The organism is Burkholderia sp. JPY481, assembly GCF_038900515.1.
GTDB lineage: Bacteria > Pseudomonadota > Gammaproteobacteria > Burkholderiales > Burkholderiaceae > Paraburkholderia > Paraburkholderia youngii.
This window is the reverse complement of sequence record NZ_JAYMRT010000002.1, coordinates 420538-436271: the sequence shown is the minus strand read 5'-3', so window position 1 is coordinate 436271 and position 15734 is coordinate 420538. Positions and strand designations below refer to the sequence as shown.

Sequence of the window (15734 nt, the reverse complement as noted above, 5' to 3'; positions counted from 1 at the left end):
GGCTAGCTGATACGACAGATCTACGCGGTCCAATGCTGTGCGGGTTTTAAGGCAACGCGTGTACGCCGGGATTTACGGCTCGCATCTGGAAGCCGCAGATCGGCGAAGTTGCGCGTTGCCTGAGACTCGTTGCGGTGGATGAGCGTATGTCCGTCGCACGCGGCCACCGCGTCACTATCGAAGCCTAAAAGACAGCCTCAAAGCCACGTGCCCCCTTGCCGCTCGCTCGGCTCCTGCGCGAGCGCATCGAAGTCGTGAATCCAGTCGAGGTGATGCAGCATGCTATCGCGCGCCCCAAGCCGCGCGTTGCGCTCCTGCGCGGCGGGGCCGTCCGGCAGATGCAGCACGTCCGCGGTACTGATCGACGCGTACTGCACCTTGCGCGTGCGGCCTCGGCGCAGACGCTCGTAGCCCTCCTGCGCTTCCCGCCAGTTGTCTGGGCCTGCCTTGGCCAGTTGCGCGGCCAGCACCACCGCATCTTCGATCGACTGATTGGCGCCCTGGCCGTGATGCGGCACGAGCGCATGCGCGGCGTCGCCGATCAGCGTCACTCGACCCTTGCTCCAGCGGCCGAGCGGCGGACGGTGAAACAGGCCCCAGCGCTGACTGATCGGCACCGCCGTGATCATCTGCACGACAGCCGGATGCCAGTCCTTGAAGAGGCGCAGTTGTTCGCCTTCGGTCGACGGCATGACCCAGTCGCGCGACGGCCACGGCGACGGATGACGCTCGACTAGCAGGAAATTCTGATCACCCTTGTCGCCGATCGGATAGTGCAGCAGATGGCCGCCGGGCCCAACCCAGAACTGGATCGTTTCCGGATCGGGCAACAGGTCCATGCGCCCGGCCGGCACGATGCCACGAAAGCCCGAGCAACCGGAATACAGCGCGTCGTCGTAGCCGAGCATCCAGCGTCGCGTGATCGAGCGGGCGCCGTCGGCGCCGATCACGAGATCGGCATCGATGCGCCGCCCGTTGTCGAACGCGAGGCTCACGCGATCGGGATGCTGCACGAGATCGACCAGCCGATGGCTGAGCTCGATGTGCTCGAGACCGACCGCCTTCGACAGCACCGCCTGCAGATCGGCGCGATGAACGCCCCAGTACGAGCCGCCGAACTGCTCGCGATAGCTGGGCATGCCGCGATGATGGCCAATCACGCTGCCGCTGCGGCCGTCACGATAGATGAGCCCGGGTACTTCGGAGCACACGTCGTCGAACGCGGCGCGTAGTCCCATGCGCTCGTAAAAGCGCGTCGCGTTGGCCGACAGCGCGACGGCCGCGCCCACTTCGCGCAACTCGTCGGTCTGCTCATAGAGTTGCGCATCGATGCGATGCTCGCGTAGTGCGAGCGCCAGCGTAAGGCCGCCGATGCCGGCGCCGACGATCGCGATGCTCAGGTCCATCCGGGTCATGATTGTGTCTCCGATATGCGGGTTATCGATTCGGCTCGCTCCGGCGCGCGCTCGGCGCGTCGCAATGCGGATACCGTGTCGGTATTTTCAGCACTAGACCTTCATTGCTCAATAAGATGAAATGAATCTCCTTCATCACCCCAATGAATGACCTTAAGTCATGCCGAAGCCATGGAACTGAGCGATCTCGACCTCAACCTGCTGCTGCTATTCCAGCGGCTGATGCAGGAGCGCCGCGTGGCGAGCGTCGCGGAACAAATGAACATGAGCCAGCCGGGCGTGAGCAATGCGCTCGCGAAGTTGCGCCGCCTGCTGGGTGATCCGCTGTTCGTGCGCGCGCCGGGCGGTGTGGTGCCTACCCCGTTCGCGCTGCGTCTCGCGGAACCGGTCTCGCAGGCGCTTGCCACCTTGCACGCCGCGCTCAATCCGGTGACGGGCTTCGATCCGCTGCGCGCAATGCGAACGATGACGATCGGGATGACCGACATCGGCGAAGTCGTGTTTTTGCCCGCATTGCTGGAACGACTGTCGCGCGTCGCGCCGGGCGTCGCGATGAATACGGTCCGCAATACGAGCGTCAATCTGAGCAACGAAATGGCCGACGGCCGCGTCGATCTGGCGATCGGACTGTTGCCGCAGTTGAAGGGTGGTTTCTATCAGCGGCGTCTGTTCGATCAGCGCTATGTCTGTCTGTTCAGACGCGGCCACCCACTCGAGGACGCGCCGCTCACGCTTTCCGCGTGGCGCGAAGCCGAGCATCTGGTGGTGGTGTCGGCCGGCACCGGCCACGGTCAGGTGGACGAGTGGCTGAAACGGCGCGGCGTGCGGCGTCAGGTGCGCCTGACGGTGCCGCACTTCATGAGCGTGGGCTACATCCTGCAACGTACCGACCTGATCGCCACGGTGCCCGAGCGCCTCGCACTCGAGCTGGCCACGCCGTTCTCGCTCAGCCTGCGCGCGCTGCCGATGACGCTGCCCGCCGCGCCGATCCATTTGCTGTGGCACGAACGGGTCCATCAGGACGAAGGCAATCGCTGGCTGCGCGAAGTCGTGATCGACCTGTTCGCGGATACGGCGACGAGTGGCAGGCGAGCGCGGGACGTGAAGAAGAAGTAGGCTTCGTTCGGACGCGTTGATCGGAAGCTTCGCGCATACTCGAACGTCGATGAACCTGATCGGTTTATCTCTATGTCGAGCGACACGCACGCGTATCGATAGTCGGCGTGCGGACTGCGTGGAACCGCGCAAGCGGGCATCGCGCGATCAGCGCAGAATGAACAGACCCACGGGCGCCTGCGCCGCAGGTGTGAAGGTGCGCACCACTCGCCAGCGTATGGTCGGAAGATCGCCCGACACAGTGATGCGAACATAGCAGCCGGCGTAACGTCCGGTCGCCCGTGGCCTTTCGTGCAATGGACGATGAGTATTAGCACCGTATTTAGTGTCGACGTGCGACGCATGGCGAGACGCGACGCAGCCGCTCCTCCCTGACATTACAATTGCATTTGCGTATAATTTCACAAAGCCTTCATCCGGTATCACTGAAAAGCAAATAAGCGATACCGCAATAAAAAAGCACTGCTGTTGCCTGCCCACACAGTGCACAAAGACAACATCACTCGAAAAATGTCCGTGCCTTCAGCCACAACAGGATCGCGCGATTCCGCGCGGTTTTTCACTCAACCGAAAGTGCTCGTCATCGTGGCGACGCTATGCTGCCTGCTTTGGGGCAGTTCATACCCGGCAATTAAAATCGGCTACGCGTTACTGAGAATCACACAAAACGATATTCCTTCGAAGCTGATTTTCGCGGGCTACCGGTTCGTGCTCGCAGGGCTGTTGTTGTTGATTCTTGCTGCCTTTTCGAAGAAGCCTGTTTTCGAATTGAATCGGCGCAATAGCGGACAGCTGATGCTATTGGGCTTCACGCAAACGGCCATTCAATATGTTTTCTTCTATATCGGTCTCGCCTACACTACCGGCGTTCGCGGTTCGATCCTGAACTCGACGACGACCTTCTTCAGCGTGCTGCTTGCCCATTTCATCTATAAGAACGATAAGGTCTCGCCACGCAAAGCGCTTGGATGCCTGCTCGGATTCGTCGGCGTAATGGTCGTCAATTTCGGCGACGGGCTGTTTGAATTTGCGTTCACCTTGCTTGGCGAAGGCTTTATCGTGATTGCCGCATTCGTGCTATCCGCTGCATCGATTTACGGAAAGCGCATTTCGCAGAGCATGGACGTCATGGTCATGACGGGTTATCAGCTCGGGTTTGGCGGCGTCGTTCTGCTTGCGGCGGGGTACGCGACCGGTGGTTCGTTGCACGCGTTCACGCTAGGATCGATGGCCTTGCTGGCCTACCTCGCGTTGCTGTCCGCAGCGGCCTTCACGTTGTGGAGTCTTCTGCTCAAATATAACCAGGTCGGCAAAGTCACCGTTTTCAATTTCCTGGTGCCGGTGTTCGGTACCGTGCTGTCCGCGATTTGTCTGAACGAGAACATCATGGAATTGAAGAATCTCGTCGCGCTGGTGCTGGTATGCGGGGGGATCTGGCTGGTTACGCGCTCGGCGCAACGGGGCGCTGGCTATTCGAAGGGCGGTGTCGCAGTGGGCTCTCAGGGTCGAGGCTGAGTTTGCGGGGCTCGGTAGCGTCGGCTTCGCGTCAAACGCTGTCCGACGCAACCGGCAACCCCTCCGTCCGCCACCGCAGCATCCCACCGGCAAGATTCGCCACCTTGCCGAACCCGGCTTTCGTCAGCAACACGCTCGCCTGCGCCGAGCGCACGCCGGACCGGCACACCGCGACCACCGGCCGCTCGCGATCCAGTTCTTCGAGCCGCCCTGTCAATTGCGACAGCGGCACCAGCTTCGCGTCCGGCAGATGCCCCAAACGATCGATGAACTCGGGCGCCTCGCGTACATCGACGATCTGAAACTTCGCGCCATGCTCGAGCAGCGCCATCGGCTCGATTTCCCACACGCCGCTAAAGCGCAGCGTCAACGGCGCCCAATCCGGTGTTTCGGTCGCAACTTCGGCGCCGCCTTCCGGCTGCCCGCAACGCATGTTCGCGGGCACCGCGACCGCCATCTGCTTCGGATGCGGCAAATTCAGGTTGTTCATGTACCCGGCAAAATCGCCAACGTCGACGTCGCCGCCCAGACGCGGATTGAAGCGCCGCTCCTCGGTCACGCTCGTCACTGTGATGCCGCGATAATCGTGCGCCGGATAAAGGAGGCAGCCGTCCGGCAGCGACAGGATCTGCTCGCGCACGGACGCGAACAACTGCTGCGGACTGCCCTGCTGGAAATCGGTGCGGCCACAGCCGCGAATCAGCAGGCTGTCGCCGGTAAAGGCCATGCTCTGATCGTCGAGCACGTAGGTCAGGCAGCCATTCGTATGGCCAGGCGTCGCGCGCACGGTCAGATGACGCGTGCCGAAGTCGATCCGATCGCCATGCGCGAGCGGCCGCGTCACGCCTTCCGCCTCGACGACCGCGGCAAGCCCGATCTCGCTGCCGCAACGCAAACGCATGCGCCATGCGCCGGTTACGTGATCGGCGTGCACGTGGGTATCGAGCGTAGTGAGCAGCCAGAGGCCCAACTCGCGCAGCAGCGCCTGGTCGCGCGGCACCTGCTCGTAGACGGGATCGATCAGCACTGCCTCGCCGCTGTCGCCGAGCAGGTACGTATAGGTCGACGAAACAGGATCGAACAGCTGACGGAAAATCATCTGTATCTCTTAAGAAGATCGGCGAGGCGGCCGCGAACGGCCGCCGCACCGGACCTATCAGCGCGGTTGCTTGGTGGTGCGCAGATACGGTTTGATGGTCTTGAAACCAGGGAACACCTGCTGCGCCTCTTCGTTGCTGACCGCGGACGTGATGATCACATCTTCGCCCTGCTTCCAGTTGGCCGGCGTCGCGACCCTATGTTTGGCGGTCAGTTGGATCGAATCCAGCACACGCAGGATTTCGTCGAAGTTGCGGCCGGTGCTCATCGGGTAGGTCAGCGTCAGCTTGATCTTCTTGTCGGGACCGATGATGAAAACCGAGCGCACGGTCGCGTTGGTCGCGGCGGTGCGGCCCTCGCTGGTATCGCCCGCGTCGGCCGGCAGCATGTTGTACAGCTTGGCGATCGAGAGGTCGGTGTCGCCGATCATTGGGTACTTGACGGCGGCGCCTTGCGTTTCCTCGATGTCCTTGGCCCATTTTTCGTGGTCTTCGACCGGATCGACCGACAGCCCGATCAGCTTCGCGTTGCGCTTGGTGAACTCCGGCTCGATTTTCGCCATGTAGCCCAGTTCAGTCGTGCAAACCGGCGTGAAGTCTTTCGGATGAGAGAACAGGACCGCCCATTGGTCGCCGATCCAGTCATGGAAATCGATAGTGCCCTGCGTGGTCCGCGCGGTGAAGTTGGGCGCGGTGTCATTGATACGAAGTGACATATTGCCGTCCTGTGAAGTCGTGGTTAAGCGGAAGACCCGAGCGAGGCCAGTCTGCAACGGTCCAACACGAGCCCGGTTAATCTCGGGGATTGGAAATCACCAAGGCTCACAACGATAGATGAAGCTTTCGCGGCGCATACTCGCGCGGCAAGTAGCGCACCGCCGCATCGCGCAGTGAGAATTCAAATATAGCGCGTTACGCGCAAGCCCATGCTGACACCCATCGAAATCAGTCCGGCTGGCAGCTCCGGAACGGCTGACAGGAATGACGTTCATCGGTAAATCATGGACATGCGATGCGCCGGCGTGGGTGCGATAGTGCACAGATTTACCGGGCGCTACTTTGATCAGACCGTTCGGTCGTCGAATGCGCGGCGCTAATGCTCAGTGCCCGGCGCGGCCGTCTCGCCGTCGAGCCGCTTGCGCAACCAGGCACCGAATGCATCGTGTACTTCGTTATGCCGCAGCGCGAAGTCGACGGTCGCCTGCAGGTAACCGAGTTTGGTCCCGCAGTCGTAGCGTTTGCCGACAAATTCATAGGCAAGCACCTGCTCTTCCTCGAGCATCGAATGAATGGCGGGCGTCAGTTGAATCTCGCCGTGAAGGCCGGGCCGCTGCGCGCGCAAATGGTCGAACACCGCTGGCATCAACACATAGCGCCCCGCGACGCCGAAGCACGAAGGCGCTTTTTCCGGCGCGGGCTTCTCGACGATGCTCGACACATTGATCACGCGCTCGTCCCAATGTCGTCCGCCGACCACGCCGTGGGAACAAGCGCCGTCCGCTTCGAATTCCTCGACCCCGATCACCGACGAATCGTAATGGCTGAAGATGTGCACCATCTGCTCGAGAACGGGCGGTTGACCCTCGAGCAGATCGTCGGCGAGAACGACCGCGAACGGGTCGTCGCCGATCAGCTTTTGCGCGCACAACACCGCATGCCCGAGTCCGAGCGGCTCGGCTTGCCGGACATAGATGCAGTTGACGTTCGGTGGTTTGATGCTTTGCACGAGTTCGGCGAGGCTTTGCAGCCCGCGCGCCCGCAGCACGTGTTCGACTTCGTAGGATTTGTCGAAATGATCTTCGATCACGCGCTTACCGCGACCGGTGACGAAGATCAGCTCGGTGATGCCCGCGGCAACCGCTTCTTCGACCGCGTATTGAATCAGCGGTTTGTCGATGACCGGCAGCATCTCCTTCGGACTCGCCTTCGTGGCCGGCAGAAAGCGCGTGTCGATTCCCGCGACCGGAAACACCGCCTTGTGAACTGCGAGCATGATGACCTCCTCGTCCGGCTGATAGACGGAGCAGCGCGGCTGTAGAGCATGGCAGGATGCCGCCGGCTGGGCATCCCGCTTTGGCTGGCCAGTGCTGCGCGTCGGAGCGTGCGGTACTGATGAAGCGCTTGCAACAAACGTGGCTTCCGTCCGCTCGCAAACATCTGCTGAATGCTCGCCATGATGGCACGGTTTGCCACGGGTGTGGATGTTCGCCGTTGTGGCGCGTCAGTGCACAGCGGCGGGCGACTCGGGAGAACCCGGGGTCGTCAAGGGGACAGGCTCGGGATAAGCGGCTTTTAAGCTTGCAGGGCGTAACTTCGTATCCACGCGGAATGCCCGAATCCCTGTTCACATGCGGACGTCGCACGTCCGATCCGACTTTGATATGAAAAAGCTAGCGCGCTCGATTGACTTCATTCTGTTGACCGCCGCATCGGTGGGCCTCGTCATGTTTGTCGTCTGGCGAGTGGCGACGGTAAAGGGTTGGCTTTAGGGGTTCGCCCAAGCTCGGCGACACCATCGATCTGATCGATGGCAACAGGGCGACCAAGCGGTGCACTACGATCACGATCGACGGCCGGAAGGCGACACCCGTCTATTCGGCTATCGGAGTGTCGGTGCACATCGATTCATAAGCCGGCCGGATGCCGGGTTGGATCGCGATGCGCGTCAACCGTGAGGTACAGACCGCGCAACGCGAGACATGATCGCCAATTTACAACTCGAAAAAACAAAGCAACTTCCAAAGCAGGAAATTTCGTGTGCGGAAAGCGCAATCGAGCTCATCGCCCTTGCCGCTGCTTGTGCCAACGCTGCATTCCCTTCGCAACGCTTCCAGTTGAAGGCAGCATAGATAGAAGACGGCTCGCTTTACCTCATTGTCGAAATTGGCGAGCCTCCCGTAGAGCAGTGCGCCGAAATGACTCTTGACTTGCCCGAGGACGCGGTTGTCAGTCGGCAGGCCCAATGAACGTCTGTCCGACAGAAGCTTCAACACGATCCAATAGGCATCCAGTGTCTTTGGATCCCTGGTCAAGACAGCCGTCAGGCCGCGCGGGTTCTCGCGATAAAAGTACACCGGATGACTGAGGCTCACATAGCCATTGGCCAGCGGAAGCAGGACCAGCGCGACGAGCGAATCTTCATACGCCATGCCCACCGGAAACTGCACGCTTTTGAAAAGCTCGCGCTTGATGACTTTTCCCCACGGATAACCCGACAGATCGAAGACATCCGGATCAGCGCGAGTCGCGACCGAATCGCCGAAGACCTGCGTCCTATGTATTCTGTCCGTCACGTCGACGACCCAGTAACTGCCTTGCACGATATCGACGTCGTGTCGAAGTGCGGGAACGAGTAGGGTCTCGACGCAGTCCGGCGGCAGGTAGTCGTCCGCGTCGACGAACATCACGTATTTGCCTTTTGCGTGCCTGAGACCTTCGTTGCGGGCAAGGGCCACGCCGCTGTTCGCGATGTGCACCACGGTCACGCGGGGGCGATTCGCGTAGCGATCGAGAATGGCCGAAGAATCGTCCGTTGATCCATCATCGACGGCAATCAGTTCGTAGGCGAGTGAGGTGTTCTGGGTCAGAATCGAGTCAATGCACTTCAGCAGATAGGCTTGCGCGTTGTACACGGGCACGATGATGGAAAGCCATAGGCCCTCGTCCTCGTTCGTGCAGGCCAACTGCTGAGGAACTGACGGTCGATACGGTCTCAGTTTCTGTATGCGTGCCTCCAAAGACACTTTGTCCATTGGCTTTTTTCTGCCGTCGGCTGTCAGCTTGAGGGCCATGGCGACACAGGAAAGAGGGAATCGGGAGACCACATCGAGGCTCCTGGCAACGGCGTCCGAACCGGTCGCCCTGGCGACGTACCTATAGACCTTGCTCATCCGTCCTCCGAGTCAAGCAGTGCCTGATACAGCCGTGGAGACCGATTTCGTTCATCGGCATCCTGGTGCTCCAGAAAACTCTTCAACCGAGGCGCAGCTGACCGAACAGGCGGTCCCAGATCGCCAGAACATGGGCAACGGAATAGCGATCCCGGATCGAGCGCGCGCCCCTGACGCCGAGCTCTTCGCGCAGCGCCTGGTCCGACAGCATGCGCCGCAGCCCGGCGGCAAGCGCGGTTGCATCGCCCGGTGGAATCAGCAGACCGTCCTGCCCGTCGCGCATCAACTCGCGCGGCCCGCTCGGGCAGTCGAACGAGACCGCCGGGACACCGAGCGCCATGCTCTCCATCAACGCCACCGGCATCCCTTCGAAGCGGGACGACAGGACGAAAGCATCCGCGGCGGCCATCTCATCCCATGCAGCCTGGGTGCTGCCGGGCAGAAATATCCGCCTGGACAGATTGAGCTCGGCTATCTTCCGGGTGAGCATCGGCCGCTCGGGGCCTTCGCCCCAGATCCACAGATCCCAATCCTCGAAGTCGTGCGCGACCTTCGCGAAGGTTTCGATCAGCAGCTCGTAGTGCTTCTGGGGTTGCAGGCGACCAACCGAAATAAGGCGCTTTCTGCCTTCGACGCGCTGCGGCCTGGTCATGCTGAAAAGCTCGTCCGGAATCGGATTCGGCATCACGGCAATGCGAGGCGTGTCTCCCGAGCGCATCTTCTCGAACGGCGTTGCCATCGACTGGGAAAGGAACGTGAGCGCGGTGGCCCGCGGGTAGGTGAGCCGGCAAAGCAGCTTCCACAGCAACGGGCGGCCATCGGCCACCGGATCATTGTGCTCGCAGGCGATCACCGGAATGCGCAGGCCCCGTGAAGCCAGGATCACGTTGATGTTCACGTTGGTCAAAAACGACACGATGACGTCGGGCTGCTCTTGCACGAATAGCTTGCGCAACTCCGCCAGTCTCGCGATGTAGTTGACCCGTCGCAGCGGGCTATGCTTGACGCGGTCAGCCAGATAGACCATCCGCACCTTCTCGTCGATCGGAAAAAAACATCCACCGTGTTTGCTGTAGGTCGGCACGAGCGTAACGGTGTGATTGCGCTGGGCCCACGCGGCCGACAGCACCGCGGCAACCCGTTCGGCGCCGCCCGGCTCACCCATTGAGTTGACAACAAGAACAATTTTCACGTTTCGTAGTCTCTTGAACGGTCGATGGCCTAGCGCATTTCGCTGTCGTGCCGCGAAGTTGAACTGCCCCGCAGCATGCAGATCGCCAACACGAATGCGGTCACGTACATCAAAGCAAGTGAAATCTGCACACCTACGACCCCGAATAGGTGAACTAGCATGAAGCTGGCCCCTGCCTTCACCGCGAACGCCAGCAACGAGATATTTGTCACCAGCCTGAAGCGTCCTTCGCTGGCAAAGAGTTGCCACACCACCATCAACGCAAAATAGAACGGCACTTGCAAAAGCCCCCAACGAAATGCGCTTGCCACCCTCACCGTGTCTTCTGGCGTGAAGGCACCTCGCTGAAACAGAACGGCGATCGCAGTCGGAGCGAGGAACCACGACACCACCGCACAAACGAGACCCGCAGCGAGCGTAGCGAGCGCCCAGAAAAGGGCCGTTCGGCGCGCACGCCGCACATCTCCCTGCCTGCGGATGTCGGAGAAGATGGGCAGGGTGGCGCGCGCGGCAGCCATCGCCCCGACACTGAGCAACAACGCGAGTACGCGGTTCGCATAGCCAAGCGTGCTATTCGACCCCGCTTCGAGATTCGCCACCAGGTATTGGTCGAGCGGTCCGGCGAAACAGACGGCGACCTGGCCGACCATGAGGGTGCGCATGGACAGCCACGCTTCGCCCAGATGCGGAGAGCGCATGGAGAGTCTGACCCGGCTCGACACGCCGTCGGTGCGTCCCGCAAGCCACCTGAGACAAAGCATCTGTAGCGCCAGGCCGACGACAGTTCCGAAGACGATCGACACGAGGCCCGCGCCGGGCGAAGCCACGAGCACGCTCACCAGAATCACGGCGGCAGGCAGCCCCTCGAGCAATGTATTCACATGCTTTTCGTTCGCCTGAAGCCGCGCGGCATAAATGCCTGCGCCGAGCGTCAGTAAACCTGTGGGCGCAAGCCAGTACATCATTTCCCGGGACAAGTCGCGCGTCGTCGACGGCGCATCCGACCCAAGGTGCTGCATCACGAACGGCCAGCAGAGGTATAGGACGATAGCAACCAGAAGACCGCTCACTAGCGCCGCCCCTTCCAGCTCGCCGACGAACTGCGCCACGTCTTCCTTCTTTTGCGCGCGCAGGTTGACGAACATCGGAACGAGCACCACACCTGCCACGGACAGCAATGTGGTTGGCAGCCAGTTCACCATCGAAAACGTGAACTGATACGCATCGACAATGCTGCTGACTCCATACTTGTACGCAATCGCCACTTCCTTCAGCGCGCCGGCACATTTCCCGATGAGCACGAACGCGGAGACGCGCGCCAGGCTTCGTGCGATGCGTGCATGGTCAGGATGCGTATTGAGTACGCGCTCGCGCCAGCGAGTCAGTTGGAACATCAGTGCGCTCACCATCGTCTGGGCCGTCCAATTGCGTGTGCGGAAAACTTCGCAGTGGCCAGTATTTCCGCTGGCGCTTGGTTGCGCGGCGCCGACGACGCCGTGGACACCTTCCTTTCGCTCATGGAGTTCCTCAGGGCGCGAAGACCGAAGCCCACATGCTTCGCACCTAGGGGTCTTCCGAATCGCAGGATTTAGACCGCCGCGGCACGCGTCCGGCCACGCAAAACGTCGGTGAAACATAGCAGTCACTGCGTCCCTATTAATGTTTGACAACGCACATTGACAGGTACCTATTTCCTCTACATTCACCCGGGTGCGCAGAAAGTACCGGAATAGCGAATAGCCATAGCATGAGTACGCAAATAACGATGCGGTCGAACGCAATTCATCGCAGCGCGTTGTTCGTCGCGCTGCTGCTGTGCTCACTGACGAGCCATGGACCATATGTCGTGATGACAGGCATTCTGCTGCTTATGGCAATGTGCATGAGCGACGCGAAGGCCCGCGAGGCATTGTTCAGTATTCGATGCGTGGCTCTTGTGTCGCTTTCCGCAACTGTCATTACCGCGTGCTATCTGTGGTTTCTCGCAGTACCACACGGGAACGCTTCGTACAATCTCGAGAAATCCGCGACGAACAACTACATTTTCTTCTTGCTTGACATCGGGTTTCTTGCGTCATTCGCTGCGTTGATTTCAACACGCATCGGCGAAGTCACGACAGCTGTCTCGAGGTTGCTAGTGCTCAATTGCTCCGTGCTGTTCCTGCAGACAGCAACGCTGCTCATCAGCGGCCAGTACATCGACTTTACCAAGCCGATTACGGGTGACGCGTCGCGGTACCAGAATTGGGAGTCCGTGCATCCCGTTTTCGCATTCCGGCCGACGGGTCTGTATATAGAACCTTCGACGTTCGCCGCGGCCGTGGGAACCATGGCTATCGGCTATATCCTGCTTTCCAGGGCGAGAGGAAAGACGCCGTCTACGCTGCCCATCGCGCTGACCGTGCTATCCATGCTCATCACGCAGTCAGCTGCGGCGGTTGTACAGGCGGTGGTGTTGATTGCAGCCTTGATGGTCACGCACTCGCGCCGCACGAGAGCGTGGGCGACGGCAATACTCGCATTGATCGCCGTGGCCTCGCCGGGATTGATTGCGGCTTACGTCAATAGCTTCATGCTCAAAATCGACGCGGATTCAGGACTGCGATTGCGGCTGCTGTCGTACGTCTACGAAGTGCGCCATGGATGGGATTTTCTGCTGGGCTACGGCCCCTTCTCCGTCGAATACGACCTGTTCGATGTCTCGGAACACACATCGACTTTTGTTGCATCGCTTAACGACGCAGGATTGCTCAATTTCTTCGTCGTGCAGCTTGGCATCGTAGGACTCGCAATTCCTATCGGCATATTCCTGGTCATGAAAAAGGACATTGCCAATCTGTGCTTTTTCGGTCTGCTGATGTCATCAAAGCTGTCGTACACCTCGCCGCTTCTCTACTTCGGGCTCCTGCCCCTTGTATTGCGACTGGGGGCATCGCAGGACAATACCCATTCGGCTGCCGGCCATCGGGATGTCGATGTTGAGGGTGGAGAACCGGATTTGCTACTTGCGCCGCGCTCGCCATAAGTTTCGATCTGCGGCCGGTACTCGATCTTCTCGCGTCCCGGCCTGCGAGGTTTGTGTTGCCCTCACGTGCGATCAAACCCGAACCCGAACGCCTGGCCGCGCGTCGAGTAGACGTGCCGGTAGCTTGCCCAGCAGCGCTCGATTGAAAAGCGTGAGGCCATTCGCGTACGCGCCTGCCTGCCGAGCTGTTCGCGTCCCTCGCGGTCGAGTGAAAGCAGGCTAACGATACCAGCGGCAAGCGCCTCCGGATCGCCGCTCGGCACCAGACGGCCGGTTTCTCCCATCAATGCCGCGGTATCGCCCACATCGGTCGCCACGCAGGGGACACCGCATGCCATCGCTTCGCCGACCACCGTCGGCAGTCCCTCGCTTCGTGACGATAGACAGAAGACGTCCAAAGCGGACATCAGCAGGTGCACGTCGTTGCTTGCGCCCGTAAGTCGACAAACGTCCCTGATGCCCGCGCGGTCGATCATCGCCGTGAGTTCCCGATTGCTCTCGTCAAGGCCCCGGCCAATCATGACGAAGCGGCAATCCGGCTCCATTGCAGACACCCTCGCTACGGCATTGATGAAAGTGCCATAGTCCTTGGCAGGATCGTAGCGGCCGACTATGCCGACAATCTTCGTCGCGGGATCCAGTCCGAGCGCCTTGCGCAACGGATCGCTGTCGCGCCGGCGCGGCTTGAACAGTTCGAGATCGAACCCGTTGAAAATCACCTGCATCCGCGTACTGCAATAGCCGCCTCGGACGTGCGAGATGCGCGCCGCTTCAGCGCAGCAGATGATCACGTCGGGCAGGTGCGTGGACAGCCACGCACAGAACTTCGCGACGATTGCCAGCTTCGTGCCCGAACGCAGCGATGGGAACTCGGTCTGATGCACCCCCCAGGCGAGCCTGAAGGTACCGCCTCGTGGTTCGCCCCGCCCCGCGACGATCCGGGCGACCCGCGCAGCGATTCCGCCAAACAGGTCCGCGTGATACATCCAGGTTTGCACAACGTCAGGACGCAGTTCGACCAGCCAGCGCACGAGGCGAAACAGCATGAGCGGATTGGGCAAACTTCGCGACATGCCGAGTATCCGCACTTCGACACCGAGCGATCGTATGCGCTCGCTCATCGTGTCGAGTGACGACATGGAGATCACCGTGTGCTGGACACCGTCTCGCTGCGACGCCTGGATCAGCCGATAGAGCATCATTTCGGCTCCGCCTACCCGCAGCCCGGAGATGACATGGACGATTCTCATGGCGATGTCCCCTCCGGCGGTGTTGCCACCAAGCCTGCAACCGGCACCGGCACCGGCGCCGGGACCGGCGAGGCGGCGCCCAACTCCTGATAGATCGACAGCAACTTGCCGAGCACGATGTTCTCGTCGAACTCGGTTTGCACCTTCGCTCTCGCGGCAAGGCCCAGCTTGACGCCGAGCGCGCGATCGTCGTCGAGCATGCGGATCGCGTCGGCAAGCGCTTTGGGGTCTCGCGCCGGAATGAGAATGCCATCGTCGCCGTTGCGGCTCACCACTTCGCGGCAGCCGGGCGCATCGGTCGTGATGAGCGGTAGTGCGCACGCTGCGCCTTCGATTAGCGTCGTCGGCAAACCTTCCCGATAGTAGCTCGGTAACACGACCACATCGACCTCCGAAAGCAAGGCGGGCATATCGCTGACGTGCCCCAGCCAGGTAAGCAGGTTGTCGCGGTGCCATTCCTCGATCTGGTTGCGCTGAATCGCGGCTGGATTGCCCTCGTCGGGAGAGCCCGCCAGCAGGAAAATCACCGAACGGCCTTCGCTCTTCAGTATCCGAGACGCTTCGACGAATTCGCCAATGCCTTTTTCCCAGATCAGCCTCGCCGCCAGCACGATGCGCAACGGCGCACCTTTTTTCGTCTCGGCCGGCTCGCGCGGCCGGTAGCGTGTCAGATTCACGCCCGCGCCCCTCACGAGCCGCACCGCCCGGTCCGCAGCGATGCGCGACTGCTTAAAGAGCGCGACGTCCGACGAATTCTGCAGAACGACGGCGGAGTGTTTCCCATTGAAGGCGAAGCGCATGAGATTGCTCACCACGGGACGCAGCATGCGAGCGCGCAGCTCATCGCTCGTGAACACGTAACCGAGGCCATCGATGCCGTTGACGCGAATCGTCACGCCAGCCAGCCGCGCCGCAAGCGAGCTATAGACTGCGCCCTTGATCGTAAAGCCGTGGACGAGCAGCGGACGCTCGCGTCTGAAAACCCGTGCGAGCCACAGAATGAGGCCGATCTCGCGCCATGGATTGAGGCTGCGCCGTTCCATCGGAATCGCCTCCCAGGTAAAGCCGAGAGCGCGAAGCTTCGGGCCATAGCTGCCGTCGGGCGATAGCAGAATCACCTCGAAGCCGCGCTCTCGCAGAGTTTGTGCGAGTGACAAGCGGAAGTTGAACAGATACCAGTCCGTGTTCGCGAGAAGAATGACTTTATTCGTCGGCACTATCGTCCTCCGGAAAA

At 60.9% G+C, this 15734-nt stretch carries 12 protein-coding genes; 3 read left to right on the top strand and 9 right to left on the bottom strand.

The window, feature by feature from the left end; translation table 11 throughout:
• Positions 1-197 precede the first annotated feature (197 nt).
• Positions 198-1415: an FAD-dependent monooxygenase gene (locus tag VSR82_RS07280; RefSeq protein WP_498857548.1), complete on the bottom strand. Its 1218-nt coding sequence runs from the start codon at positions 1413-1415 to the stop codon at positions 198-200.
• 171 nt (positions 1416-1586) lie between these two features.
• On the opposite strand from VSR82_RS07280, the gene VSR82_RS07275 reads away from it, so the two are divergent.
• Both VSR82_RS07275 and VSR82_RS07270 read left to right on the top strand, forming a co-directional pair.
• The gene (locus tag VSR82_RS07275) at positions 1587-2531 is read left to right on the top strand and encodes a LysR family transcriptional regulator (RefSeq protein ID WP_152853990.1); all 945 of its coding nucleotides are present in this window, start codon (positions 1587-1589) and stop codon (positions 2529-2531) included.
• 510 nt (positions 2532-3041) lie between these two features.
• A complete protein-coding gene (locus tag VSR82_RS07270; RefSeq protein WP_498857646.1) occupies positions 3042-4046 on the top strand; it encodes a DMT family transporter in 1005 nt (334 codons plus the stop codon).
• A 31-nt stretch (positions 4047-4077) separates the two neighbouring features.
• Here the strand turns inward: VSR82_RS07270 and VSR82_RS07265 are convergent, their stop codons facing one another.
• The 6 genes from VSR82_RS07265 to murJ all read right to left on the bottom strand — a co-directional run bounded on the left by VSR82_RS07265 (position 4078) and on the right by murJ (position 11619).
• Positions 4078-5145: a rhodanese-like domain-containing protein gene (locus VSR82_RS07265; RefSeq protein WP_410850149.1), complete on the bottom strand. Its 1068-nt coding sequence runs from the start codon at positions 5143-5145 to the stop codon at positions 4078-4080.
• Positions 5146-5202: 57 nt separating this feature from the next.
• The gene (locus VSR82_RS07260; protein ID WP_429456119.1) at positions 5203-5859 is read right to left on the bottom strand and encodes a peroxiredoxin; all 657 of its coding nucleotides are present in this window, start codon (positions 5857-5859) and stop codon (positions 5203-5205) included.
• 377 nt (positions 5860-6236) lie between these two features.
• Positions 6237-7136 (bottom strand): UTP--glucose-1-phosphate uridylyltransferase GalU, encoded by a 900-nt coding sequence (galU, locus tag VSR82_RS07255; RefSeq protein WP_368583150.1) that lies wholly within the window; start codon positions 7134-7136, stop codon positions 6237-6239.
• Between the two features lie 718 nt (positions 7137-7854).
• Positions 7855-9033, bottom strand: a complete 1179-nt coding sequence (locus tag VSR82_RS07250; protein WP_429456120.1) for a glycosyltransferase family 2 protein — start codon at positions 9031-9033, stop codon at positions 7855-7857.
• Positions 9034-9115: 82 nt separating this feature from the next.
• On the bottom strand, positions 9116-10198 hold the full coding sequence (locus tag VSR82_RS07245; RefSeq protein WP_498857645.1) for a glycosyltransferase family 4 protein: 1083 nt from the start codon (positions 10196-10198) through the stop codon (positions 9116-9118).
• A 56-nt stretch (positions 10199-10254) separates the two neighbouring features.
• Positions 10255-11619 carry a murein biosynthesis integral membrane protein MurJ gene (gene murJ, locus VSR82_RS07240; protein WP_410850145.1) on the bottom strand — a complete coding sequence of 455 codons (1365 nt, stop codon included), beginning with the start codon at positions 11617-11619 and terminating at the stop codon, positions 10255-10257.
• A gap of 353 nt (positions 11620-11972) precedes the next feature.
• Between murJ and VSR82_RS07235 the strand changes: the two genes are divergently transcribed.
• A complete protein-coding gene (locus tag VSR82_RS07235; RefSeq protein WP_368583154.1) occupies positions 11973-13250 on the top strand; it encodes a hypothetical protein in 1278 nt (425 codons plus the stop codon).
• A 62-nt stretch (positions 13251-13312) separates the two neighbouring features.
• Here the strand turns inward: VSR82_RS07235 and VSR82_RS07230 are convergent, their stop codons facing one another.
• Positions 13313-14500: a glycosyltransferase family 4 protein gene (locus VSR82_RS07230; protein ID WP_429456122.1), complete on the bottom strand. Its 1188-nt coding sequence runs from the start codon at positions 14498-14500 to the stop codon at positions 13313-13315.
• Positions 14497-15717 carry a glycosyltransferase family 4 protein gene (locus VSR82_RS07225; protein WP_429456123.1) on the bottom strand — a complete coding sequence of 407 codons (1221 nt, stop codon included), beginning with the start codon at positions 15715-15717 and terminating at the stop codon, positions 14497-14499. Before VSR82_RS07225 ends, VSR82_RS07230 begins: the two co-directional genes overlap by 4 nt.
• Between the last annotated feature and the right edge of the window lie 17 nt (positions 15718-15734).

What these genes read in the sequence shown, in the direction of transcription:
- VSR82_RS07280 (WP_498857548.1), bottom strand. Translation starts at nt 1,415, where the DNA reads ATGACCCGGATGGACCTGAGCATCGCGATCGTCGGCGCCGGCATCGGC.
- VSR82_RS07275 (WP_152853990.1), top strand. Translation starts at nt 1,587, where the DNA reads ATGGAACTGAGCGATCTCGACCTCAACCTGCTGCTGCTATTCCAGCGG.
- VSR82_RS07270 (WP_498857646.1), top strand. Translation starts at nt 3,042, where the DNA reads ATGTCCGTGCCTTCAGCCACAACAGGATCGCGCGATTCCGCGCGGTTT.
- VSR82_RS07265 (WP_410850149.1), bottom strand. Translation starts at nt 5,145, where the DNA reads ATGATTTTCCGTCAGCTGTTCGATCCTGTTTCGTCGACCTATACGTAC.
- VSR82_RS07260 (WP_429456119.1), bottom strand. Translation starts at nt 5,859, where the DNA reads ATGTCACTTCGTATCAATGACACCGCGCCCAACTTCACCGCGCGGACC.
- galU (WP_368583150.1), bottom strand. Translation starts at nt 7,136, where the DNA reads ATGCTCGCAGTTCACAAGGCGGTGTTTCCGGTCGCGGGAATCGACACG.
- VSR82_RS07250 (WP_429456120.1), bottom strand. Translation starts at nt 9,033, where the DNA reads ATGAGCAAGGTCTATAGGTACGTCGCCAGGGCGACCGGTTCGGACGCC.
- VSR82_RS07245 (WP_498857645.1), bottom strand. Translation starts at nt 10,198, where the DNA reads ATGGGTGAGCCGGGCGGCGCCGAACGGGTTGCCGCGGTGCTGTCGGCC.
- murJ (WP_410850145.1), bottom strand. Translation starts at nt 11,619, where the DNA reads ATGTTCCAACTGACTCGCTGGCGCGAGCGCGTACTCAATACGCATCCT.
- VSR82_RS07235 (WP_368583154.1), top strand. Translation starts at nt 11,973, where the DNA reads ATGAGTACGCAAATAACGATGCGGTCGAACGCAATTCATCGCAGCGCG.
- VSR82_RS07230 (WP_429456122.1), bottom strand. Translation starts at nt 14,500, where the DNA reads ATGAGAATCGTCCATGTCATCTCCGGGCTGCGGGTAGGCGGAGCCGAA.